The organism is Acidovorax sp. BL-A-41-H1 (assembly GCF_051942715.1).
Window position 1 is genome coordinate 30,170 of sequence record NZ_JBPVJQ010000013.1, and the last position, 22,900, is coordinate 53,069.

Consider the following 22,900-nt stretch of genomic DNA (forward strand, 5'->3'; position numbering starts at 1 on the left):
TGTATGGCCGCTAAGGGCCCAAAGCAGACTCCCGAGAAATGGCTCTTTAGCGCTCAATCAACACAGCTTGCTTCCTTCATTTCGCCGCGAAGTCGCCACTTCATAGGCCCCCCCATAGCGTGAGCATCAAGCCGAGCAGACCGAAGCCGATCGCGACCCCATTGGCGCCCAAGTGTGAGTACATAAACTCTTTGAGCCAACCCCATCGACCCGTAGAAGGTCTCGTGGACGGCTCGTTGTATTCGAGCCAAGTCAACAACCCCACAGATACGCCCAATCCAACCTCTGCCCAGCCTACCTATACCCGGCGCGGAAACTGCTGGGTCTCTCAGAAAAACAGCGCGAGGCGCTCCGCGACATGGTTCTAGAACATTTGGCGCGGTAGCACCCTGTCAAGTAGAAAACTGCAAATGGTCACAGGTATGCTTGCGCAGCTTTTTCACACACTCAAAGCATATGAAAACAATCTTCAAGCACTGGCTGGTTGGGGCGGCACTACTTCTTACGGCGTGCTGGGCCCATGCGCAATCCACGGTCTATACAGCAACATCCGGCGTTTACACCATGAAAACCGATTTCACGGTGTGTGGCGTTGGCCCTTGCCAAAACTTCACGTTGGCGATGTCGGCATCTGGCTCATTCACCACGGCAAGTCCGCTCGCCAACAATTTGGTTGGCGCCAATGTTGCTGCATCAGTCACATCCTTCACGTTCAGCGATGGAATCAACACCTACTCCAGTACAAATCCAGCAGTGCGTGCTTACAGATTTCAAGTTTCAACCAATGCGTCTGGCGCGATCACTTCCGCTGATGTTTTCGTAGAACTGTGGCAGTCGGGCACATCGCCACATGCGTTCGGTGATCGGTTTGCGTTGGTGAGACTGACGGGCACTGCGCTCGCATACAACAACGATCAATGCATTGTCGTGGGGGTCTCTCCTGCTGGAGCGGCTGACTCATGTAGCGGTGACAACGCGGACGCAGGTAGATCCACCGCCAGTGGCGGAGCAGTCGTTTGGACACGTGCAGTGTCCGGCACCACGCCCCAAGCGATTCCAACGCTTTCGGAGTGGGGCCTAATCATTTCATCCGCCCTTGTTGGACTTGCGGGGTTTGCCGCATTGCGCCGCAAATCTATCTAGAACAAGATCACTGAGCAAAAAGCCGCAGCAAAAAACACTGCGGCTTTTTTGTTCCCGCCCTTCGTCGAAGGTGTCAGACGCTTGCCTGTGTGTGACATGCACACATGCGTATCCGAGTGCGTTTTCGCGCACGCGCGGGCACCATCGTTCGCATGGAAAGGCCCGTCTCTCAATCTGAATCCCCCCTCGAAATAGGCCGCCGCATAGAGAACATCCTGCGCGCGGGCACCGTGGCCGAAGTACGCCACGGCAAGCCCGCGCGGTGTCGCGTGCGCAGCGGTGAATTGCTCACCGACTGGCTACCCTGGACCAGCGGCAGCGCGGGCGGCCCGTCGCGCCGCCAGTGGTGGCCCCCCAAGGTGGGCGAACAGTGCATGGTGATGGCTCCCGGCGGCGACCTGCTCAACGCCGTGGTGCTGCCCGGCGTCTACAGCGACAAGGCCCCGCAGGGCAGCGAGAACCCCGACGCCTACCGCCTCGACTGGAGCGCAACCGAGGGCATGGAGCACGACGCGGGCACGGGCATGCTGACCATCACCTGCGAACAGGCCATCACCCTGCGCGTGGGCCAGGCCTCTATCGAACTGCGCCGGGATCGCATCGTCTTGTCTGCTGGGGGCGGATCTCTGGTGATCGACGGCGACGGCGCAACCGGCTCGCCCGACGTGCTGTCCGGCGGCATCAGCCTGCGCAGCGTCGGACTCGAGTGCACTATTGCAAATACTCGGATTTGAGATTCTGCTCAAGTGTGCGATCCGGCTTTCTGGCCAATCGCCCAAGCAGAATCATGACTATGCGAAGCTGTGGCTCGCTTTGCCGGGATACGCCCAAAAGGAAATTTTGAAAGCGGCCAAAGAGCGCTCGCCTGGACATGCAGATTTTTCAGACCTTAACAGGCTCTTGATTCATTTTCAGTTCGCGTTCGAAAAGGCTCGCTATCAGTACGAGCTATACGACGGCTGGACGCCTCAAGAGATGGAAGAGTTTGGAAAGCTTTGGGAGGAACTCGGCGCCCCGACAGGGGAGGCTGTAGTGCAATATCATCCCGAAGAGTTGTTCTGCCTAATTGATGCGCTCAAGGCATACATCGAGCCCAGGCTAACAACAGCTTCGAGACAGACGCTTTGAAGACAACACGCGCCTCAAGCTGAGCGTTGAGCGTCCGCTTCCATTCGCTTCCACCGGCTGCTCCTGGCCGATAGCCGTCATCCTAGCAATCAATTCAGGCGCGAAGGCAAGCTGACAGTCTGCACCGCCAGCAGGCCCATTCGGCTGGGGAGAATTTAGGCTGATCGCGTGTCGGGGCTATTTGACAGGTTTTCACGCTGTACCTTCAGCGCCAAATTCAGCTCTTGAAATAGTTTGCACCGCACGGTTCTTTGCCCGCCTTTGTAAGCATTACGCGCCGCCACCGCTTTTCCTTCGGGACTTGCGGGGCCGGTGGATTGGTTCCAGGGCTTCCACCGCTGGATGGCCTCGCGCTGGCGTTGTCGCTGCTCTGTCGTCCATGTTCGTGCTGCCATGCTGCGGCCCCTCTAATAGTTCGTCTGGCGTGGTTTCCGTTCTTCTCGCGTGCGCGCGGGTGCGCGTATTGCTCCGGAAACTGTCGTTGTTTACCTGCTGCGGCCCGTGGGCAATGTTGGCCTGTTTGGCAAAGATCACCGGCGGGTTCTTGATGGCTGCCAGTGTCTCCAGCGTGGCGCGGCACTGGCCCTGGGCCTTGAGTGCCAGCCGCATATAGCGCTCGGTGGCGTCCAGATACTCGCCCATATTCAGCGCTGCACGCCGGGCCATCTCGTTAAAGATGGCGTCCAGTGTTGCGGCCTGCGCCGTGAGGGTGGTTTCTGCGTGCTTGAGGTCGCCGCCGTGGGTGGTGTCCACCCGCTTCTTCAACGTCATCACGCATTCGGTCACGTCCAGCGTCCCAAACGTGCCCTTTGCAAACGTGCGCGTGGTCATCGCGTTGGCCGCAACGCCGCCCAGTGCCATTGCTGCGATCTGGGCGGCATCAGTTTGCGCCGGGTCTTTGGATAGCTGCAGGGTGTTGGGGTCGGGGTTGCCGCTTGGCACCGTCGGAGTTTGGGCCTTCTTTGTCATCGCATGTGCTCCTTGAATCCTGGGCAGTGTTGGGGCATCACCACCAGTACATGCGCCAGCCCTGCGTCTGTCGGGCGGGTGCAGATGGCGGCCTGCTTCCAGTTCCCGCAGCCCCAGCGGCCCACGCCTTGCAGGTGGGCGCACTCCAGGCAAAGTCGGCGGCTGTCGTTGTCCCTGTCCCGCGTCACCAGCTTGTCGGCCAGCGCTTCGGCATCGTCCAGCGTCAGGCCCTTATCGGTGAAGCGCGCCAGCCGCGCCGCAAAGGTGTCAATCTCTGCCGTGTTCATTGCCGGGCCATGGGGCCAGCACCAGCGGTCGGGGTCTGCCGTCGCTTCGTTGGCGGGTGGCTGCTGCGGGGCTGTGAATTTTTCAGAAGGCCCATCGGGGCACGCTACAAAACCTACGAAACCGGGTTCTGTAGGTTTCGTAGCGTTGGCGTCTGGGGTTGGTGCCGATTTGAGGCGCTGTAGCCACTTCATCACGCGCCCCCCTTCACCAGCACGGGGTGCAGCACGTATCGCTCGCTGGGCCTGCCGCCTGCCGTGCCGCTGGTTGTGGCCTCGCGTTCCAGCCAGCCATAGTCGGCCAGCAGGTCGGCGGCCTTGCGCACGGCGTCTGGTGTGCCCAGTCCTGCCCAGTGTTTTACCGCGACCTGCCGGGGGGCAAAGGCATCCAGCAAAACGCCGTCACTGTCGGCCAGCTTGCCCGACTTGATCTTGTCCAGCAGTTGCTTGGCTGCGCTGGTTTCGGGCATCACCGCTGCGGCATACAGGCGCTCGGCATGGGTGCGCAGGTAGTCGGCCCACGCCAGTGCGCGGATCAGCTCGCGCTCGTAGATCAGGTGTCCGCTCTCGGGGGTGTCCACCAGGGCAAAGATCAGCGCCAGGGCTGGCACCAGCTTGCGGTATTTGGCAAGGTGCGACACCAGGGCGGGGTGCAGTTCTTCTCCGCGCAGCTCGGTTTCAAACGGGATCAGCCATTCTTCAAATAACGCTTGCGCATTGGGCGTAAAGCGCCATTCCTGCGCGTCGCTATCGGTGGCTGGCTGCAGTTGATTCAAGCGCTCAAACACCGCCCATGCGGCCTGCTTGGCAGGGGTGTCGGGCCACCGATCCACATAGACGAAATCGCGGTTCACGTCAGGCCACACCGTGAGCCCAAAGCGCTGCAGCAGGCCATCATCACCCGCACCTCCCGCCACCGCCTCGCGCACATAGCTCTGCACTTTGCCGGGCTGGATGCCACCCAGCATTGCCAGACACACGCGGGGCACAAACGATTCACCGCGCCCGATGCGGTCCACAGCATGGCCTTGGTTGCCGTCATAGCCTGTCAGGTAGAAGCCTCGCGCGCCTTCTTGCCCTTGCTTATCCATGCTGCACAGCAGGCCGTGAATCTCATCACGATAGACCAGCGTGCCCCACGGGTTCACCGTCAGCAGCTCGGCCAGCTTTTCCACCGTGGCATCGTTGACCACGTAGCGCCGCATGGTGGGCTCTGCGGTCAGGTTGTCGGCTGGCTGCAGCAGCGCCCGCGCTCTGGCGGGGTCTTTGGCGGCCTGGGCTGCGGCCTGCTTTTCGTTGGCCTTGGCGGCCAGCTCGGCCACCTTGCAATCGAGTTGCCAGGCTTCGTGCGCGGCCTGCCATTGTTCCCGCTCTGTTTTTTCAAGGCGCTGCAGCGGCTTCAATACCTCGCTCAGTGCGGGCGACTTCATCACGCCAGGGCGGCCCACGATGGCGCCCCACAGGTTGGGCGTCACTGCCCAATCGTCGCGGGCCTTGGGCTTGACCACTGCACGCGCGCCGATCAGGCTGGATAAGGCCACCACAGCCCCCACCGCCGTAAAGTCGGGCGGGCACTGCATACGGTCTGCAATATCTGCCACCCAGCCGCGCAGGGCCTCGGGCAGCAGCTCTGCATCAAACGGCGCCACAGGTGGCAGGCCGCTGGGCAGGGGCACGGGGTCAGGCCAGCCGCCGTCGGCGGATGCCGTCGCAGCACCATCAATGCACACCTTCACCGCGTCCAGCCCCAGCAGTTGGTGCAGGTCGTTGAAGTCCGTTGCCTTCTCTGGGCGGTTGTCGCCAAAGTCAGGTTTTGACAGGTCGCCGCCCACCGCCTGCGCCGCCTCGCTGGCTTTGGTCAGGCCTGGGTTTCCATCGGTGCGCCAGTCATCGTCGGCGGCCACGATGATGCGCAGCGCCGGGTATTTGGCGTGCAGCGCCTGGGCCACGGGCAGCAGGTTGCCCGCGTTAAAGGCCACCGCCACCGCGTGCCCCGTGGCCTCATGGATGCTGGCCCCGGTAGCGAAGCCCTCGCACACCACCAGCACGCCCTGGGGCTTGCCCATGGAGTGGTAGCAGCCCGCCACACGCCCGCCGGGCATGAATCGCTTGTCGCCATCGTGCGCAATGGTCTGCAGGCTGTGCAGGGTGCCATCCACATCACGCAAGGGGATCACCAGCCGCTGCCCATCACACCGTGCGCCGTGGGCCTGTGTGCCCTTGCGTGCAAGGTACTCGTGCTGTGTGGCAGGTGCTGCGGCCTGCCACAGCGCCGCCGCTGTCTGTCGGGCCTGTTGCTGGCGTTGGGCCTGCTCTGCATCGCGCTGTGCCTTCATGGCGTTGATGCGCTGGCGGTGTGCGTCGCGCTCGGCCTGAGTCATCGCCGTGTCGGGCTTGCTGCTCCAAGTCTGTGACCAGCCATTGCGCCAGCAGCCAAACACGCCCGCCGCGATGCCGTCCGGGTGCAGCACATACCAGCCGGAGTCGTCGCCGCGTTTGCCGCTGGTGCTGAAGCGGTGCAGGCTTCCATCGGCTTCTATTGTGGGTGGGGGTGGCAGGCCCGCCGCCTCCATGGCGGTGCTGAAGCCATCAATGGCGCTCTGCATGGTGACCCCCCTTGGATTCCAGCACGTAGAGCCCCACGCGGTGTTTGCCGCCGCCTTCGGTTTCCACCGTCTGCCAGTGCGTGCGGATCACATCACCGGCATGGCGCAGTTGCATCACCCGTGCGCGCGGGTCGTAGCAGTCCAGATAGCGTGAAGCCTCAAACGTGGTGAGTGCAAAGCGGGCCAGCGCAGCCCGGATGCGTGTGCATTGCGCCGTGGTGTCGGTGCCCGGATGCGCGGCCAGAATCTCGGCCAGTGCCTGCCGCTTAGTTGCGTTGGTGTGCATGGTGTGCCCCCTTACGCATCGGCGGTGTGTTGATTAATCCACGCGCGCACGTCGCCCACTTTCCACGCCGTCACGCGCTCAGACAAACGGTGCGGTTTAGGGAAGGTGCCCGCTTTCACCTTGCGCCATAAGGTCGGAGCGCTGAAGGGTAGGGGGGCTGGGGAGTCGGGGCGCTTGGGGCTCTGCACCAGTTGCGCTTCGCGGATGAATGCGCTATCGGGTAAGGTGTCGAAATTTGCAGCGGAAACGCGGGGCGTGGCTTGTCCTGCCGTTACGGCATGTTGTTGCTTTTGCATTGCGCCCCCTTACTTGCCGATGGCGGCAATAAGGGCGTCGATCTCGCTTGCGCGCCACATTGCTGTGCGTGGGCCGGTCTTGATGGGGTGGGGGTACTTACCGCACTTCACGCCCGCATACCAGCCTGAGCGGGATACGGGAAAGCGGGCCAGCACTTGCGGCAGGCGCAGCAAGGTTTCAGGGTGATAGACGTTTTGGGCCATGGCTGGCCTTTCTATAAACAGGGTTCAAAAAAACCCCGCACCCGGCGAACGGATCACAAACGAATGCTGTGTTTACTCCCAGCGTAGCGCGTGCGACCCCGTAGGCATAGAATCAAAAGCTGTCTGACCAGACAAGTTCTTGATCCCTCGGGATTGGGTGCTTAGAAACCCTCGTCGCCCTAGGAAGCTTCGAGGGTTTCGCCTTTCTGGATTGCTCATGTATCCAAGAAGATCGCAGACATCATATTTGCGTTTGCTTTGTTTTCCCGAGCCGCTCGTTTTGTGTACCGTCGTCTTTGCGGAAACTCCCGGTGCGTGAAGGTGCTGCAACGTGTTCGGTGGGGCCCCAATAAGTGCCAAAAAATGCCATGTTTCCCTCTGGCAGAGAGAATACTGCGGGGGTAAACGACACAAAAACTTACCTTCCAAACCGCAAAAGAACGTGAATCAAGGTAGAACCGAATGTGGTGGCCGTGGTTGGCGAAGATGTTGCATTCGTTTGTTTTTTTGTTGTGTCCGTTGTGGCGCTCGCCATAGAAAAAGGCCCTGAAGGGCCTTGCTGTGCATGTCGGTGATCATGCTGCCTTGAATTGGATTACTTCCGCACCAATGCGCAGCTTGTCCAAATAATCCGCCCACTCTCGCATCATCCGGCGCCGCTGCTCCATGAATTCCGCGCGGTCATAGGCGGCTCCCAGCGGCCCTGACTTGCCGTGCGCCAGTTGGGCTTCGATCACATCGGCGGATATGCCGTGGATGCGCTCAATCATCAGGGTGCGCGCCATCGCTCGGAAACCGTGGGCGCTCATCTCGTCGGAGGCAAAGCCCATGCGCCGCAGGGCTGCATTGATGGTGTTGTCGCTCATGGCCCGTTCGCCCGTGCGCAGGCTGGGGAACACGTAGCGGCCATGTCCGGTGAGGGGCTGCAGCTCTTTCAGGATGGCGATGGCCTGCGGTGCCAGGGGTACAAAGTGCGGTCTGCCGTTGATCTTCTGCGCCAGCCGCCGCTTCATGTCCTGCGATGGAATGGTCAGCAGGGCTTTGTCGAAGTCGATCCACGCCCATTCCATCTGCCGGATGTTGCCGGGGCGCTGAAAGAGCAGGGCAGACAGCGCCAGCGCCGCCTTGGTCATCGGCTGACCGGTGTAGCCGTCAATGGCCCGCAGCAGCTCGCCCGCCTTGGCTGGCTCCAGCACGGCAGCCATGTGCTTGACCACGATGGGCTTTAAGGCGCCGTGCAGGTCGGTTACGGGGCTGCGTTCACAGCGCCCGGTTTGCACGCCATAGCGGAAGACCTGCCCGGCGGTCTGGCGCAGGGTGTGGGCGGTTTCGTTGGCCCCGCGTTTCTCTACCTTGCGCAGCGCGTCCAGCAGCACGGGCGCGGTGATGGCGGGCAAGGTCAGCTTGCCGATGTGCGGGAACAGGTCTTTCTCCATGCGCTCGATCCACCGCGCTGCATAGCGGGGGCTCCAGCCGCTGGCCTGGGTGGCGTGGAATTCGCGGGCCACCGCTTCAAAAGTGTTGGCTGCGGCTACGCGGGTTGCCAGCTTCTCGGCTTTCTTGGCGGCGCTGGGGTCCAGCCCTTCGGCCAGGAGTTCGCGGGCTTCTTCGCGGCGCTTGCGGGCCTTCGCCAAAGAGACTTCGGGGTATACGCCTAATGCAAGTGTCTTGCGTTTATCGGCGTGGGTGTAGTCCATCCGCCAGTACCTGCCGCTGGCCTTGACCAGCAGGTACATGCCCCCGCCATCGGCGTACTTGTCTCCGCTGGCTTTGCCGCTGTGCTTCACCTGTCTAACGAATGTGTCTGCGAGTGCCATTGCTTCCCCTGCTAACGGTATCTGGGGTGCGGTACTTCAGAGATACCGTCAGAGATACCGTTTTTTTGACGGTATCTCATGGTACGTAGTGAAGTGGCCTGAGACAACAAAAAACCCGCGATGCTAGGAAACATGCGGGTTCTGAGAGGTTGTGAGACTGTCTGAAATGCTGCTTTGGCCTGCCCGGAGGGACTCGAACCCCCGACCTATAGCTTAGAAGGCTATTGCTCTATCCAGTTGAGCTACGGGCAGAAAGGCTTTCGGCGGTGACGCCTACTGGCTGGGCGGAGTGTCCGCCACTGCGTTTGATGCAGAGGCTGGATCATACCCGCCATGACGGTGCCCTCTTGCAAGAAGCCCTCCGATTTTGCAGTGCAGGGGGGGATGCGGTTATAACGAGGCCATGCGCGGGCGCACGAGGCGCTCTCCCCTCCAGCACACATCCCCATGCCGCACAGTGTTTCCCTTATCCACACCATCGCCGCAGCCCTTGGGCTGGCGCTGGCGCTGGGTTTTCTGGCAACACGTCTGCGTTTGCCGGCGCTGGTGGGCTATCTGTTGGCTGGGGTGGCGATCGGGCCGTTCACCCCGGGGTTTGTGGCGGATGCGGCCATGGCCAGTCAGTTGGCCGAGATTGGTGTGATGCTGCTGATGTTCGGCGTGGGCCTGCATTTCTCGCTGGGGGACCTGCTGGCGGTGCGCAAGATTGCCGTCCCTGGGGCGGTGGTGCAGATGATGGTGGCCACGGCGCTGGGCACGGCATTGGCCACCTGGTGGGGATGGAGCCTGGGCGGGGCACTGGTGCTGGGGCTCTCATTGTCGGTGGCGAGCACGGTGGTGTTGCTACGGGCCTTGGAGACGCTGGGCATTCTGGACAGTTACACCGGCCGCATTGCCGTGGGCTGGCTGGTGGTGGAAGACCTGGCCATGGTGCTGGTGCTGGTGCTGCTGCCCCCGCTGGCCGGGTGGCTGGGGAACAGCGCTGGCGCGGAGCTGGACGCCGCACAACTGGGGCGTACGGTGGGCTGGACGCTGCTCCAGGTCGGCGGCTTTGTGGCCTTGATGCTGCTGGTGGGGCGCCGCTTGTTCCCCTGGGTGTTGTGGCAGGTGGCGCGCACCGGTTCGCGCGAGTTGTTTACCTTGTGTGTGGTGGCGGCGGCAGTGGGGATTGCGTTCGGGTCGGCCGCATTGTTTGGTGTGTCGTTTGCGCTCGGCGCCTTTTTTGCCGGCATGGTGATGCGTGAATCCGAGTTTGCCCACCGGGCCGCGCACGAGTCTCTGCCACTGCGCGATGCCTTTGCCGTGCTGTTTTTTGTGTCGGTGGGCATGTTGTTCAACCCTGCCGTGCTGTGGGAGAGGCCTTTGCAGGTGCTGGCGGTGGTGGCGATCATCATGGTGGGCAAAACGCTGGCGGCGGCTGCGCTGGTGCTGGCGTTCCGCTACCCGCTCAACACGGCGCTCACGGTGTCGGCCAGCCTGGCGCAGATTGGCGAGTTTTCATTCATCCTGGTGGCCCTGGGGGCAACGCTGGGCCTGTTGCCGCCCGAAGGCGCCAGCCTGGTGCTGGCAGGGGCGCTGATTTCGATGGCGCTCAACCCCTTGCTCTTTCATGCGATTGCGCCGCTGCAGGACTGGCTGCGGGCCCGCTCGGCCTGGGCGCGCCGGCTGGAGCAGCGCGATGACCCGTTGGCCGAGCTGCCGATGAGCACGGATTCGCGCTATCTTGCCCGCCAGGTGGTGCTGGTGGGGTATGGCCGGGTAGGGCGGCGCGTGGCGAGTGCCCTGGCCGCTCACGACATTCCGTTTGTGGTGGCCGAGCAGAACCGCGAACTGGTGGAGTCGCTGCGGGCGGAGGGCATTGCCGCCGTGTTCGGCGATGCTGTGGAGCCCGCCGTGTTGATCCAGGCACACATCGCCCGTGCCGCCATGCTGGTGATTGCCACGCCCGACTCTCTCAACGTGCGGCAGATCATTGCCATGGCGGTCACGTTGAACCCCGCCATCGAGACCGTGGTGCGCAGCCACAGCGAGGATGAGGCGCGCAGGCTTGTGCAGGAGCGTGATGGCACCGTGGTGTTTCTGGCCGAAGATGCGCTGGCCCAGCTGATGTCGCACCATGTGCTGGAGAGGTCCCGGGCGCGGCAGGCGCGCTCCACCGGTCCTGCCCCCCTGCATGGACCGGTGTGATCCAAGCAAAAACAAGGCTCTGCGCTCTACCATAAAGGATTTATTGCTATTAGATATGTAGCAATACTATGCTGTCGCGTTTTCCGGGATCACCCAGAGTGTCTGCACCTGTTTTGAAACGGCCCGCAAGTGGCTGGCGGGTCTGCCAAAAAGCGGGCTGGCCATGCCGGCCATCAAACACCTCTCGCCACCACCGGGGCGCCTGCACGTTGCGGTGACCGCAGGCCCTCTCTGCGAAGGCGGTCTGCCCTGCAGCAGCAGCGGCCGAGGGTGCCACGCCCCTTCGTTGGGGCGCGGTCTATGAATTACTCGGTTTCTTCAAACACCAAGGCGGGCGTGGCCATCACACGGGCCAACTGGCCCAGGTCTTCGATCATCCGGTTGGCAAAGTAGCTGTTCTGAGTGTCAGGCTCCAGCGCGGCCACGGCCAGGTTGGCGCGGGGCTGGTTCAGCGGCACATAGAAACTGCCCGCTGGGGCATCCACAGCGCTGCGCACGGTGGACACCTGAACACGCACTATGCCGGTGCCACCTGCAATGGTGCCAATCACGTCTTGGCGGTCGCCGGTTTCGCGCGCGGTTTCCCGGTAGGTTTCGGCCAGCATGGCGCCGGGCTCGGCCACACGCATCACTTGCAGGCCCAGCAGCCGCAGGCGCTCTACGGCTGCTGTGGAGCCCGCTGCCAGCCAGTACCCGCAGGGGCGGGCGCGCGACTTGGTGGTCCGCAGGGTGAGCGACGAGTTCCAGTCCACCCGGATGGTGCGGTCTGCACCGGTCTCCGGGTCCAGAAAGTCCAGGTCCCGCTGGGTGGGGGTGGCTGCCGCCTCGACCACTACCTGATCACGGCAGGCCTGGGCACTCACGTCCCGGGCGACAAAAGAGCGCACCTGCTCCAGGTTGGCGGCCCGCTCGGCCGTGCTGCGCAGGGCGCTGGAGATGGCGGTGACCTGTGAATGCACACGGCGCTGGATGTGCATGCGGCCAATGCCCACGCCGCGTGTCTCGATGAGCAGGCTGACGGTGTTCTTGAGGCCATGGACGTTGCGCCCCGTGTCGGGCTGCGTGCCGCCCATGGAGATGCGTTTGTCTTCCAGGTTGGTCGAGGTGGTGTAGTACCAGTCGCTGGCGATGCCCTGGGCCTTGAGCGCGGCCACCATGGGCTGGTGGTACCACTCCTGCGAGGCCTTGGTCAGAAACTCGGGGTAATTGGCCGTGGTGGTGTACTGCAGCAGGGCGTCGTAGCGCTGGATGGCGTTGAACTTCTGCAGGTAGCGGCCGACCACGGTGTATTCGTGGGCATCCACCACCAGGATGGGACGGTAGTCATTGATGACCCGGGCCAGTGCGCGGGCCTCGGGGGTGTTGAGCAGCAGGTGGTCACGGTTCATGTCCGTGCCATTGGCCGTGACACGGGTGCCGACCTCGGCGCCATCGGGGTTGGCGCGGGGCACCACCACCACGTTGATGCGGTCCAGCAGCGGCTCCAGCAGCCCCTGGGCCAGCTCGCTGCTGATGACGAGCAAGGCTTCGCTGCCTGCGGGCTCGTCACCATGCTGCTGGCCGATCAGCACCACCGTGGGGCGGCCGCTGTTGTCCAGGCTGGCAGGGTCTGTGCCTGCTGCGCGGGTGAGTAGCAGCCCCTGGATGGGCTCACCGCGCTGCGAGGTGCCGATGTTGAGCAGCTTGGTGCGGGTGGCGCCACGGGGGGCTGCATCCGCCAGGGACCGCAGCCACTGGCCGAGTTCGGCATTGGTGGTGAAGGCCCGGCGATCCTGCCCCAACCCTGGCGTGTTGTAGGAAATCGGCGGGTTGGGAAAACGTGCGGCCACGGCAGCGCTGTAAGGCGGCGCCATGGGGCCTTCGTTCTGCACCACCAGCGGCGCAGCCGGGGGCAGGGGGGTGGACACCACGGCCGCGCGCTGTGGCGGCTGCTGTGGTGCCAGCTGCTGCTGGCCCAGCGGCGCAGGCACCACCGTGCCCTGCTGCGTGCGCGGCAGCGGGGCTGGCGCAGTCGGCCGTTGGGCGGCTGGCGTGGAGGGCCAGGGGGGCAGCGGTGTGCTGCCGCAGGCCGTGAGCAGCAGGGCAGCGAGGGTGGCAGAGGTTGCCCAGCGCATGGCCCGCAAAGAAGCCGTGACGGGGCGGGCGGTGTCTGTCCCTGCAAGGGGCGTGCGGCGAAGAGATGGGTGCATGGTCATGGGTTTTCTGCCAAGGGATGCCTCACTGGGGGGCGTCAGTGGCGTTGATGTTACCTGTGCAGTTGTGCCCAGCTGTATCGGCGTACATCCCGTTGCAATGCGCTGGTTGACATGGCGAGAGGCCTGCGCTCCAGGCCGAATGGTCTTGTGGCGATGGCTAGGGTGGTGATTGTGGTGTTGCAGGCGGCATCTTGAGCCGCAGCAGCGCACGCACAAACCCGTGGTCGGACCGGGTGCGGTCGCGGCCTTCGTGCAGGTGGTCGTTGAAGTAGTCGACCCGGCGCACATCGCCCACGCTGTTGCGCCCGGTGGCCATGAACTCTTCGCTTACCAGGATCTGGTCGAGCACGGAAGGGGAGCCCTGGTGGATGTGCGAATACGCCACGTCCTTTTTCAGCGTGGCTTCGCCTTGGAGGTCATAGGCGTTGAACAGGGCGACATCCCTGGCCGACCGGTCGTAGGCGATCTCGTTGGTAGCGCAGATGAGCTGCGTGGTCACGCTGTCGGGTGTGTCGTTGAAGTCGCCCAGCACCACCAGCGGGATGTTGGTGCGGTGCAGCAGGTCGATGATCAGACAGCGCAGAGCCATGGCTTCGGAGCCCCGCATGACCAGCGAGCGCAGTGAGGCCAGTGCCATCACCTTGTGGTCGTCGCGGTCCTCCGTGGGGTTGCCCTGCGCATCCTGCAGGAACTTGGGGCGTTTGGACTTGAGGTGAGCGGTCAGCACATTGAGGGTCTGACCATGTTTCATGCGCAGTGTGGCGACCAGGGGCGGGCGCTCGAAGCGGGTGTGTGGTCCCAGGCCGGGCACCTCCACCTGGAGGCCTGGGGGAAAGTCAGGAAAAGACTGCAGGGCTTCCACCTTGAGCCGCGTGGCAATGCCCACGCGGGGGGTGCCTTGCGCACCATGGCGCTCGGCGTCGTTCTCGGCCCCGGGGACGGCCACAAAGTCGTAGCGCAGCCCGCTGCGGCCCAGGGCGCCCTTGAAGGCGGCTTCGTCCCAGACCTCCTGCACCGCCAGCACATCGGCGTTGAGCATGCGCAGGCGCTCCCCCAGCCAGGTGAGCTTGCGCTCGAACTCTGCGGCGCTGTAGGGGTCCTGGTTTTCATAGAACATGCGCCCAGGGTTGGCCAGGTTCAACACATTGCAGGTGGCCACCATCAGGGTGGCCAAGGGCTGGGGCGGGTCGTTGGGGCGCATGGGCAGAGGAGTCGGGAAGTCCTTGGGGGTAAAAAATTGCGGGGCAGCCTTCAAGCGCTGGGGCCGGGCAGGCGTCAAGGCTGCTGTAGCGCGCGGCCCGACAGCACCTGCAGCCCGGGCGGGCCTGACTGTACGGCATGGACCAGCGCGCGCCCCACATCGGCGCCGGGGCGGGCGCGGTAGCTGTCTGGAATGAGCGGGTCCAGCCATTTGAAGAGCTGGATCGAGAGAGATTCGGCCGGGCGTGCGCCCTGCTGCAAAGCCTGGCGCTCGCCGATCATCAAAGAGGGGCGGGCAATGACCAGGGTGGCAAAGCCCAGGGCCTGCAGGTCGCGCTCGACCTCGCCCTTGACGCGGTTGTAGAAGATGCGTGAGTGCGCGTTTGCGCCCATGGCGGTTACCACGCCGCAGCGGCTCGCGCCTGCGGCACGTGCGGCCCGGGCGGTGGCCATCACCGCGTCGTAGTCCACCTTGCGAAAAGCGCTTTGGTTGCCTGCTGCCGCCATGGTGGTGCCCAGGGTGATATAGACATGGTCCACCGCAGGCAATGCGGGCAGGTCGGAGAAATCGACTGCGTGCAGTTGCAGCCGAGGGTGGGCCAGCGCCGGAGGGCGCCGGTCCCGGGCATGCAGCACGTGGATGGTGGCTGCTGTGCCCTGGGGGTCTTTCGAAAGAGGCGGCGAGGTGCCTGCAGCGGTCGCTGGCGCCGCCGCGTGGCCCCTCGACGGGGTGGTGTCAGCGGTTAAAAGAGCCGCGAGGACCGCCCGACCCACGAGGCCCGTTGCCCCGGCCACCAGAATTGCCGCCGCCATAGCCGCCACCTCCACCGTTGCCGCCACGATAACCGCCACCACCACGGCGACCACCGCCGCCCATGCTGTCTACGCTGGTGCGCATGGGGTCAGGCTGCCCACCGGCCGAATGGCCTGAGTGGCGGTTGCCGGGGTTGCTGTGGCCCGAGTGTGTACCCAGGTGGGCATTGGCGCGTGGGGGTTGCGAGTCGTCATACCGATTGCCACCACCCTCGTAACCACCGCCGCCGGAGCGACCGCGTGCAGGGGCCTGCCCACCGGCGCGCGCGCCGCCGCCCTGGCCACCACCACCGGCACGGCCGCCACGCGGGCCGTTGCCGCCGCCATTCGCTGCTGCACCGCCACCAGCGCGCCCACCGCGGCCGCCGCCATTGCCGCCACCGGCAGGGCGGGGGCCGCGCTCGCCACCACCGCCGCCCTGGCTGGCTTTGTTGGTGCGGATGCGTTCCATCATCTCGCTGCGGGCGGCCTTGGCAGCTGCCTGCATCACGTCACGGCTCGGAGGCTTGCCTGCACCACCCCAGATGGTCTGGCGGCCCATGGCAATGGGCTCGGCCTTCTCTCCGGGTTCGGGGCCAAAGCCCTCGATGACCTGCACGGGGATCTGCTGCTTGGTGAAGCGCTCGATCTCCATCATGAAGCCTTCTTCGTCCATGCAGACCAGGCTCACGGCTTCACCGGTTGCGCCTGCGCGGCCAGTGCGGCCAATGCGGTGCACGTAGTCTTCCGAGACGTTCGGGATTTCGTAGTTCACGACATGGGGCAGGTCGTCGATGTCAATGCCGCGCGCAGCGATGTCGGTCGCCACCAGCGCGCGGATGTCACCGCTCTTGAAGCCCGCCAGGGCCTGCGTGCGGGCGCTCTGGCTCTTGTTGCCGTGCAGGGCCATGGCCGAGACGCCGTTTTTGGTCAGGAACTCGGCCACGTTGTTGGCGCCGAACTTGGTGCGGGTGAACACCAGCACCTGGCTCCAGTTGTGCTGCTGGATGATGTGCAGCAGCACCTGCTTCTTCTTGCCACGGCCCACAGGGTGGATCACCTGGGTGATGCGCTGCACCGTGGTGTTGCGGGGGGTGACCTGGATGCTTTGCGGGTTCTTGAGCAGGGTGTTGGCCAGATCGCGGATCTCGTCGCTGAAGGTGGCCGAGAACAGCAGGCTCTGCTTGTCCTTGGGCACCAGGGCCAGAACCTTCTTCACGTCGTGGATGAAGCCCATGTCCAGCATGCGGTCGGCTTCGTCGAGCACCAGCACTTCCACGGTGGACAGGTCCAGGAAGCCCTGCTGCTGCAGGTCCAGCAGGCGGCCCGGGGTGGCCACCAGGATGTCCACGCCGCGTTTGATGCGGTCGATCTGTGGGTTCATGCCCACGCCGCCAAAGACGACGGTGGAGTTGATGTCGAGGTACTTGCCGTATTCGCGTACGGATTCTTCCACCTGGGCAGCCAGTTCACGGGTGGGGGTCAGCACCAGGGCGCGGATGCCCTTGCCGCCAAACTTGTTCTTGGGGGCCGTGCCTTGCGAGAGGCGGTGCAGCATGGGCAGGGTGAACGCGGCGGTCTTGCCAGTGCCTGTCTGGGCGCCGGCCAACAGGTCGTGGCCTTCCAGAACAGCGGGAATGGCCTGGGCCTGAATGGGCGTGGGGGTCTCGTAGCCCGTTTCGTGCACGGCCTTCAGGATGGCAGGAGCCAGGTTCAGTTCGTCAAATGTCATGTCTTTGGATGCGCCCGTCCGGGGCGCTGGGTATCGGCCTGTCGTGCAACCGGGGGTTGCCGAGCCAGTCTCAAGCCGATGAGGTTCAGGATTGGGAGCCCGGAAGCAGGGTGCTTCTTTCGTCCCCAGCAGTGTGCTGATGCAGCGGGCAACTGGAGCCCGTCGCGGGGCATATTGTCGCATGGCCCGATAATCGGCATTTGAACGCAGAAATTCTTCTGCCCCATTCCCCAGGTTAGAACCCAATGGCCCAATACGTTTATTCGATGAACCGCGTCTCCAAGACAGTGCCGCCCAAGCGGCAGATCTTGAAAGACATCTCCCTGAGCTTCTTCCCCGGCGCCAAGATTGGCGTGCTGGGCCTGAACGGCTCGGGCAAATCCACCCTGCTCAAGATCATGGCCGGCGTGGACAAGGAAATCGAAGGCGAAGCCATCCCTATGCCCGGGATCAAGATCGGCTACCTGCCCCAGGAACCCCAGCTCAACAACGAGCACACCGTCCGCGAGAGCGTGGAAGAGGCCATGGGCGAAGTGTTTGCCGCCAAGGCCAAGCTCGAAGAGGTGTACGCCGCTTATGCCGAGCCCGATGCCGATTTCGACGCCCTGGCCGCCGAGCAGGCCCGCCTGGAAGCCGTGATCGCCACGGCTGGCACCGATTCCGAGCACCAGCTCGAGATCGCCGCCGACGCCCTGCGACTGCCGCCCTGGGAGGCCAAGATCGGCCTGCTGTCCGGTGGCGAAAAGCGCCGCATCGCGCTGTGCCGCCTGCTTCTGTCCAAGCCCGACATGCTGCTGCTCGACGAACCCACCAACCACTTGGATGCCGAGTCGGTGGACTGGCTGGAGCAGTTCCTGCACCGCTTCCCCGGCACCGTGGTGGCCATCACCCACGATCGCTACTTCCTGGACAACGCGGCCGAGTGGATTCTCGAACTGGACCGCGGCTACGGCATTCCCTACAAGGGCAACTACAGCACCTGGCTGGACCAGAAGCAGGCCCGCCTGGAGTCCGAGCAAAAGGGCGAGGAAGCCCGTGCCAAGGCTCTGAAGAAGGAACTGGAGTGGGTGCGCCAAAACGCCAAGGGCCGCCAGGCCAAGAGCAAGGCGCGCATTGCCCGCTTCGAGGAACTCTCCGACTACGAATACCAAAAGCGCAACGAGACGCAGGAAATCTTCATTCCTGTGGCCGACCGCCTGGGCACCCAGGTGATCGAGTTCCACAACGTCACCAAGTCCTTTGGCGACCGCGTGCTCATCGATAACCTGTCCATGACCATCCCGGCGGGCGCGATCGTCGGCATCATCGGCCCGAACGGGGCCGGTAAATCGACGCTGTTCAAGCTGATTGCGGGCCGCGAAAAGCCTGATAGCGGCGAAGTGGTGATCGGCGCCACGGTGAAGATGGCCTTTGTGGACCAGCACCGCGATGCCTTGTCGGACGACAAGACGGTGTGGGAGGACGTGTCTGGCGGGCTGGACATGATCAACATCGGCAAGTTCCAGATGGCCAGCCGCGCCTATTGCGGTCGCTTCAACTTCAACGGCGGCGACCAGCAGAAGAAGGTGGGCATGCTCTCCGGTGGTGAGCGCGGCCGCCTGCACCTGGCCAAGACGCTGATCGCGGGCGGTAACGTGCTGCTGCTGGACGAACCCTCGAACGACCTGGACGTGGAAACCCTGCGTGCCCTGGAAGATGCGCTGCTGGAATACGCTGGCACAGTGTTGGTAATCAGCCACGACCGCTGGTTCCTGGACCGTATCGCCACCCACATCCTGGCGGCCGAAGGTGACAGCCAGTGGACGTTCTTTGACGGCAATTACCAGGAGTACGAGGCCGACAAGAAGAAGCGTCTGGGTGAAGAGGGGGCCAAACCCAAGCGGATGCGTTACAAAGCCCTGAAATAAGCCGCCGGTAGGCGGTTCAAAGACCTGAATCCAGCCTTCAGGTCAAGTAGGATTGCAACTGGAAACCTGTTCGCCGACTCCTCCCCACCATGTCCCAGCCTGCGTCTCGTACGAGAACCGTGTTTCGTGCCTGTGTCGTCAACGCCGTGCGCGGGGGCGAGGCATTGATGCAGCAGCTGGTCAAGGTCACCCAAGGGGCCTTGGCGGAGGAGGAGACGGGCAGCGTCGGCATCCAGCAGCGCAACCTGATCAGTGACAGCCTGCGCTACCTCAACCAGCATGAGGCTGCGCTGGTCAAGGGTTATCCCATGGCCCTGCTGGAGATATTTGCGGAAGGGCCTGCCGTTACCAAGGGGCGCAGTTCTGCCGACGACACCGGGATGGATTTCGGTGAGCTGTCGCTCATGGACGAAAACGAGATGCTGGCGCAGGTGGAACTCTCCAAGGCCCAGCAATCGGCCTTGCATGCCACCGATGCCGTATTGGCTGAACTCAATACCCTGGTCAGCGCGGCACAGGGGTTGCGCAGCGTGCAGCCCGAGCGAAACCCGCTGCGCCCCGAAAGTTACATACGGGCCCTGCAGCGGGTGGTCAGCGATACGGGCGTGTCCCCCGAAGTCCGGCAGCTCTGGATGCAGCACATGCGGGACTTGCTGGGCAAGCTGCTCGTAGAAGAATACAAAAACACCGCCAAGAGCCTGCGCGAGCATGGTGTCCAGCCTGTGGGCTATGCCGTGCTGGGTACGCCATCGGGTGGCGGCCGCAACAGCGGCCCGGGCACGGGCTACGGGCAGGCCTACGGTGGTCCTGGAACAGGCTATGGCACCGGATACTCGGGCTATGGCCACTCAATGAACGCTCCCATGGGCGACTACGGCAACACCGGCTATGGCCGGGGCGTGGGGCCGTCCACGGGCTGGAGTGGAGATTCCCAGCAAGTGCCCGTGTTGGCAGCGGTCGATGCGGCTGAAGAAGCCCTGCTGACGGTGGGCATCCTGCGCCAGATGCTGGCCGGGGGTGACCCGTTTGCCGCCCCGGGTTATGGGGCCGTGGTTGCGCAACCTGTGGCTGGGCAGCCCGGGTGGGTGGATCCCCGCGCAGGCGCGGCCAGTGCGCAGTCTTCGCTGTCCGGGGCTTACTTCCCCTCGGGAGCGGCTGCCGAGGCCATCGAAGACATGGCCCAGCTGGAGCGGCTGGTGGGGCGACTGGCGGGTGGTGCTGGTGCCAGCCAGGGCGGCTCATTGCCGGTGCCCTTGTCCGGCTGGCGTGGCCCAGGGGTAGCGCCGGTGGTGTATGCCTCCATGCCCATGGAGGCTGCGACGCAGTCCACCGCCATGGCGGTGGAGGTGGTGGGGCGCATGATGGCGAACATTGCGCAGGATGCGCGTTTATTGCCCCCTGTCCAGCTGGCGGTCAAGAGCCTGGAGCCCGCTCTCAAGCAACTGGTGCACCACGATGGGCGTTTTTTTACCGATGGCACCCATCCCGCACGTCGCCTGCTTGACGAGCTGACCCAGCGCAGCCTGGCCTTTACTGCCGAGACGGATCAGGGATTCAGCCGTTTCATGCGCCTGGTAACGGAAGCCGTCGAGCACCTGTCCACCAATGAGATCAAGGACGCGGGTCCTTTCGATACCGTGCTCAAGGCCCTGCAGTCGGCCTGGGACAAGCAAGAACAGAAAATCAAGGCAGAGCAGGAGGCCGAGGAGAAAGCCCGTCTGCATGCCGAGCAGCGGGAGCTGCTGGCTGAAAAAGTGGCGGCCGATATCCGCAAGCTGCCTGACCTGGAGCAGGTACCCGCCGACATTCTTGATTTCGCCGCAGGCCCTTGGGCTGACGTGATTGCCCTGGCCCAGGTGATGAATAGCGAAGGAGGCAAGGACGACCCGGGGGGTTACCTGGCGCTGGTGCCCGTGCTGCTCTGGAGTGCCCAGCCAGACTTGACACGGCAAGAGCCGGACCGGCTCAATGAGGCCATCCCCGGGCTGCTCGCCAAGCTGCGCAAGGGCCTCAAGACCATCAACTACCCGGCGGTCCAGACCAGTGCCTTGCTCCAGCGCCTGGTGGGTTTGCACCAGGAGGCTTTTGAAAAGCCCGCGCCCGTCGTCGCGCCAGAGCCTGTGGTGGAGACGCCCCCTGAGGCCAGTTCCGTTGAAGCGCAGCCCGCGGCGCCCGAAGAGGCCGAGGGCAGCAGCACCCCGCCCGTGGAGCTGCCCGACCCCTACGCCGATTTTGTGATCGGTGCCTGGGTGGAGTTGGTGACCAACGGGCGTGTGGTGCGCACGCAGCTCACCTGGTCTAGTCCCCATGGCACGCTGTTCCTGTTCACCGCCCCAGATGCCAGTACCCAGTCCATGACGCGGCGGATGCGGGACAAGCTGGCGCAGGAGGGGGCTCTGCGCGTGGTGCCTGCACTTCCACCCAAGGGGGCCAGCCGCTCAGCCGATGCCGCAGGCGCGGAGCGCAGACCGTCCGATGGCCGGTCCTCCGGCGCACGGCCAGCGTCCAGCTCCAAGATGGCGCCACTGTCCAAGTCGGCACCTCTCTCGCCCTCGTCGGGCTCCAAGTCCTCCAAAAGCCGCTGATCCACCCGGCCTGGTTTCTTGCGTTCAGGGAACTGCTGCCTCTGGAAGTGGCCTGGGTTCTCCCGCTTCCGACACCCGAAGGAGTTTTTTGCGGACCAGGTGAATGTGGTTGCGCAGTGCGTACAGCTCGTCGGCATAGGAGAGGGGGACGCTCACTTTTTCGGCCTGGGCTTCCAGTGCGGCCAAGGCCTTGAGCAGCTCGGCCGTGTTGGACCTGCCGGTTTCCAGGTCACTTTCGATCTCGCGCAGGCGGCCATACCAGCGGAACACGCGCGAGCGCACGCGGAATTGGTATAGCGGCGGCACGATGCGCGACAGCGGCAGCATGATCGCCAGCAGAATACCCAGCACCAGCCACATGCGCTCGATCAGGTTGGCAATCCAGAACGGCAGGTAGCGCTGCAGCATGGGAACGGCCTCGTTCATGGCGCGATCAGCTTCCTTTGCAATGGGCAATTCGCTGTTGCGCGCGTTGGGGAACTCGCGTGCACGGTTGAACCAGCCGGCGCCGCCGTGCAGCTTCTGGGCATTTTGCGCAAACAGCGTGAGCAAAGCCGGGTGGGTGCCCTCGCGGGCGAGCAGCGAGGTGGTGGACGCCACCAATCGCACGTCCCTCACCGGCACATTGCTGGCCAGGTCCACCACGCCGCGCGGCAGGGTGACCGGCGTCAGGAACGGGAAGCGCCGTGCATAGGCCTCGTGCTGCGCGAAGTCCAACAGCTGGACTCCGGGGGTTTGCAGCAGCATCTGCACCATCAGGGATTCGGGGGCCGATGCGAACACCAGCGCGTCCAGCTTGCCCGCCAGGAAGTCCACGGTGGCTGGGGTTTGGTCCAGCCGCGAGAGCTTGACGGCCCCCCGCTCGACCTTGTTGGCCTCCAGCAGGCGTTCCATCAGCGTGGGTACACCGCTTCCCTGCGAACCGACATTCACGTGCAGGCCACGCAGTTGTCGCAGACCATCGAGCCGGGGCGTGTTGTACATGCGCTGTGCCGTTTCGGTGCGGTAAAACAGCCAGACAGGCTCCACAAACAGGTTGCCCAGTGACACCAGTTCGTCGGGATCGTCGGGCAGGAGTTCGGCGGTCCCGCCTTGCACAAAGGCCACATCCGCCTTGCCTTCACGCAGCAATTGCAGGTTGTGAGATGAGCCCTCGCTGGGCAGCAGCGTCACCTCGATCCCGTCCGCTGCGAGGGCCTTCTGGTAGCGTTTGCCAAACTCCTCGTAAGCGCTTTGCGCGGGCCCTGTGGCCAGGGTCACGGTTTTGGGCGGATTGGGGTTGAGCCACCAGTAGGCCAGCACCAGCAGCCCCACGGCCAGAAAAGCGAGCGGGCCGGCGGAAACGATCAGATCGCGCAGGGAAAGCAGGGTGTTGCGAAGGGCCTGGGACATGGAATAGGGATGAAGATCACAAAGGCAGTGGGGCAGGGGCGGCGCGTCACCTGGGCCAAGGCTGCAAGGATGCCCCAGCCCCACCTGCAGAAAGTCTGTTCGGCGGCGCTGTCGATTATCCCGGGCCGTGGAGTGTGTGGCAGGCAAGAATCCCTGCCACCTCAACCCCTGTTGGTA

Annotated in this window: 18 protein-coding genes, 1 tRNA gene and 1 pseudogene; 6 read left to right on the top strand and 14 right to left on the bottom strand. The window is 64.0% G+C overall.

Annotation, left to right across the window (positions count from 1 at the left end):
- The first annotated feature begins 456 nt into the window (after positions 1-456).
- The 3 genes from ACTPOI_RS25180 to ACTPOI_RS25190 all read left to right on the top strand — a co-directional run bounded on the left by ACTPOI_RS25180 (position 457) and on the right by ACTPOI_RS25190 (position 2,271).
- Complete coding sequence (locus ACTPOI_RS25180; RefSeq protein ID WP_440114208.1) at positions 457-1,143, top strand: IPTL-CTERM sorting domain-containing protein; 687 nt, start codon at positions 457-459, stop codon at positions 1,141-1,143.
- Positions 1,144-1,247: 104 nt separating this feature from the next.
- The gene (locus tag ACTPOI_RS25185) at positions 1,248-1,877 is read left to right on the top strand and encodes a phage baseplate assembly protein V (RefSeq protein WP_440114211.1); all 630 of its coding nucleotides are present in this window, start codon (positions 1,248-1,250) and stop codon (positions 1,875-1,877) included.
- Entirely contained in the window at positions 1,858-2,271 is a 414-nt protein-coding gene (locus tag ACTPOI_RS25190) for a hypothetical protein (protein ID WP_440114214.1), read from the top strand. The genes ACTPOI_RS25185 and ACTPOI_RS25190 overlap by 20 nt, the downstream gene beginning before the upstream one ends.
- Before the next feature lie 270 nt (positions 2,272-2,541).
- Here ACTPOI_RS25190 and ACTPOI_RS25195 read toward each other — a convergent pair whose 3' ends face one another.
- The 9 genes and pseudogenes from ACTPOI_RS25195 to ACTPOI_RS25235 form a co-directional block, all read right to left on the bottom strand.
- The gene (locus ACTPOI_RS25195; protein ID WP_440114217.1) at positions 2,542-3,240 is read right to left on the bottom strand and encodes a hypothetical protein; all 699 of its coding nucleotides are present in this window, start codon (positions 3,238-3,240) and stop codon (positions 2,542-2,544) included.
- Positions 3,237-3,527 (bottom strand): hypothetical protein, encoded by a 291-nt coding sequence (locus ACTPOI_RS25200; protein WP_440114220.1) that lies wholly within the window; start codon positions 3,525-3,527, stop codon positions 3,237-3,239. The genes ACTPOI_RS25195 and ACTPOI_RS25200 overlap by 4 nt, the downstream gene beginning before the upstream one ends.
- Positions 3,528-3,718: 191 nt before the next feature.
- Positions 3,719-5,104, bottom strand: coding sequence for a YfjI family protein (locus tag ACTPOI_RS25205; RefSeq protein ID WP_440114447.1), 1,386 nt, complete (start codon positions 5,102-5,104; stop codon positions 3,719-3,721).
- A 180-nt stretch (positions 5,105-5,284) separates the two neighbouring features.
- Positions 5,285-6,130: pseudogene (locus ACTPOI_RS25210) on the bottom strand (toprim domain-containing protein); the annotation flags it as partial.
- Entirely contained in the window at positions 6,114-6,416 is a 303-nt protein-coding gene (locus ACTPOI_RS25215; RefSeq protein WP_440114223.1) for a helix-turn-helix domain-containing protein, read from the bottom strand. The gene ACTPOI_RS25215 and the pseudogene ACTPOI_RS25210, both read right to left, overlap by 17 nt.
- Positions 6,417-6,427: 11 nt before the next feature.
- Positions 6,428-6,712, bottom strand: a complete 285-nt coding sequence (locus ACTPOI_RS25220) for a helix-turn-helix transcriptional regulator (RefSeq protein ID WP_440114226.1) — start codon at positions 6,710-6,712, stop codon at positions 6,428-6,430.
- Between the two features lie 9 nt (positions 6,713-6,721).
- Positions 6,722-6,916 carry a helix-turn-helix transcriptional regulator gene (locus ACTPOI_RS25225; protein ID WP_440114229.1) on the bottom strand — a complete coding sequence of 65 codons (195 nt, stop codon included), beginning with the start codon at positions 6,914-6,916 and terminating at the stop codon, positions 6,722-6,724.
- Between the two features lie 575 nt (positions 6,917-7,491).
- Positions 7,492-8,733 carry a tyrosine-type recombinase/integrase gene (locus tag ACTPOI_RS25230; protein WP_440114232.1) on the bottom strand — a complete coding sequence of 414 codons (1,242 nt, stop codon included), beginning with the start codon at positions 8,731-8,733 and terminating at the stop codon, positions 7,492-7,494.
- A 175-nt stretch (positions 8,734-8,908) separates the two neighbouring features.
- Positions 8,909-8,985 (bottom strand) — tRNA-Arg (locus ACTPOI_RS25235).
- 195 nt (positions 8,986-9,180) lie between these two features.
- On the opposite strand from ACTPOI_RS25235, the gene ybaL reads away from it, so the two are divergent.
- Positions 9,181-10,920: a YbaL family putative K(+) efflux transporter gene (gene ybaL / locus ACTPOI_RS25240; protein ID WP_440114235.1), complete on the top strand. Its 1,740-nt coding sequence runs from the start codon at positions 9,181-9,183 to the stop codon at positions 10,918-10,920.
- 305 nt (positions 10,921-11,225) lie between these two features.
- Here ybaL and ACTPOI_RS25245 read toward each other — a convergent pair whose 3' ends face one another.
- From ACTPOI_RS25245 to ACTPOI_RS25260, 4 genes are all read right to left on the bottom strand, one after another.
- Positions 11,226-13,115 carry a M14 family metallopeptidase gene (locus ACTPOI_RS25245; RefSeq protein WP_440114238.1) on the bottom strand — a complete coding sequence of 630 codons (1,890 nt, stop codon included), beginning with the start codon at positions 13,113-13,115 and terminating at the stop codon, positions 11,226-11,228.
- Positions 13,116-13,272: 157 nt separating this feature from the next.
- A complete protein-coding gene (locus ACTPOI_RS25250; RefSeq protein ID WP_252658317.1) occupies positions 13,273-14,316 on the bottom strand; it encodes an endonuclease/exonuclease/phosphatase family protein in 1,044 nt (347 codons plus the stop codon).
- A gap of 74 nt (positions 14,317-14,390) precedes the next feature.
- Positions 14,391-14,951: a nucleoside-diphosphate sugar epimerase gene (locus ACTPOI_RS25255; RefSeq protein ID WP_440114243.1), complete on the bottom strand. Its 561-nt coding sequence runs from the start codon at positions 14,949-14,951 to the stop codon at positions 14,391-14,393.
- Between the two features lie 100 nt (positions 14,952-15,051).
- Positions 15,052-16,839, bottom strand: coding sequence for a DEAD/DEAH box helicase (locus ACTPOI_RS25260; RefSeq protein ID WP_094287776.1), 1,788 nt, complete (start codon positions 16,837-16,839; stop codon positions 15,052-15,054).
- Between the two features lie 245 nt (positions 16,840-17,084).
- Between ACTPOI_RS25260 and ettA the strand changes: the two genes are divergently transcribed.
- Both ettA and ACTPOI_RS25270 read left to right on the top strand, forming a co-directional pair.
- Positions 17,085-18,746, top strand: coding sequence for an energy-dependent translational throttle protein EttA (gene ettA, locus ACTPOI_RS25265; RefSeq protein ID WP_440114247.1), 1,662 nt, complete (start codon positions 17,085-17,087; stop codon positions 18,744-18,746).
- Positions 18,747-18,835: 89 nt separating this feature from the next.
- Positions 18,836-21,331, top strand: coding sequence for a DUF1631 family protein (locus ACTPOI_RS25270; RefSeq protein ID WP_440114250.1), 2,496 nt, complete (start codon positions 18,836-18,838; stop codon positions 21,329-21,331).
- Between the two features lie 24 nt (positions 21,332-21,355).
- Here the strand turns inward: ACTPOI_RS25270 and ACTPOI_RS25275 are convergent, their stop codons facing one another.
- On the bottom strand, positions 21,356-22,723 hold the full coding sequence (locus tag ACTPOI_RS25275) for a TAXI family TRAP transporter solute-binding subunit (RefSeq protein ID WP_440114253.1): 1,368 nt from the start codon (positions 22,721-22,723) through the stop codon (positions 21,356-21,358).
- Between the last annotated feature and the right edge of the window lie 177 nt (positions 22,724-22,900).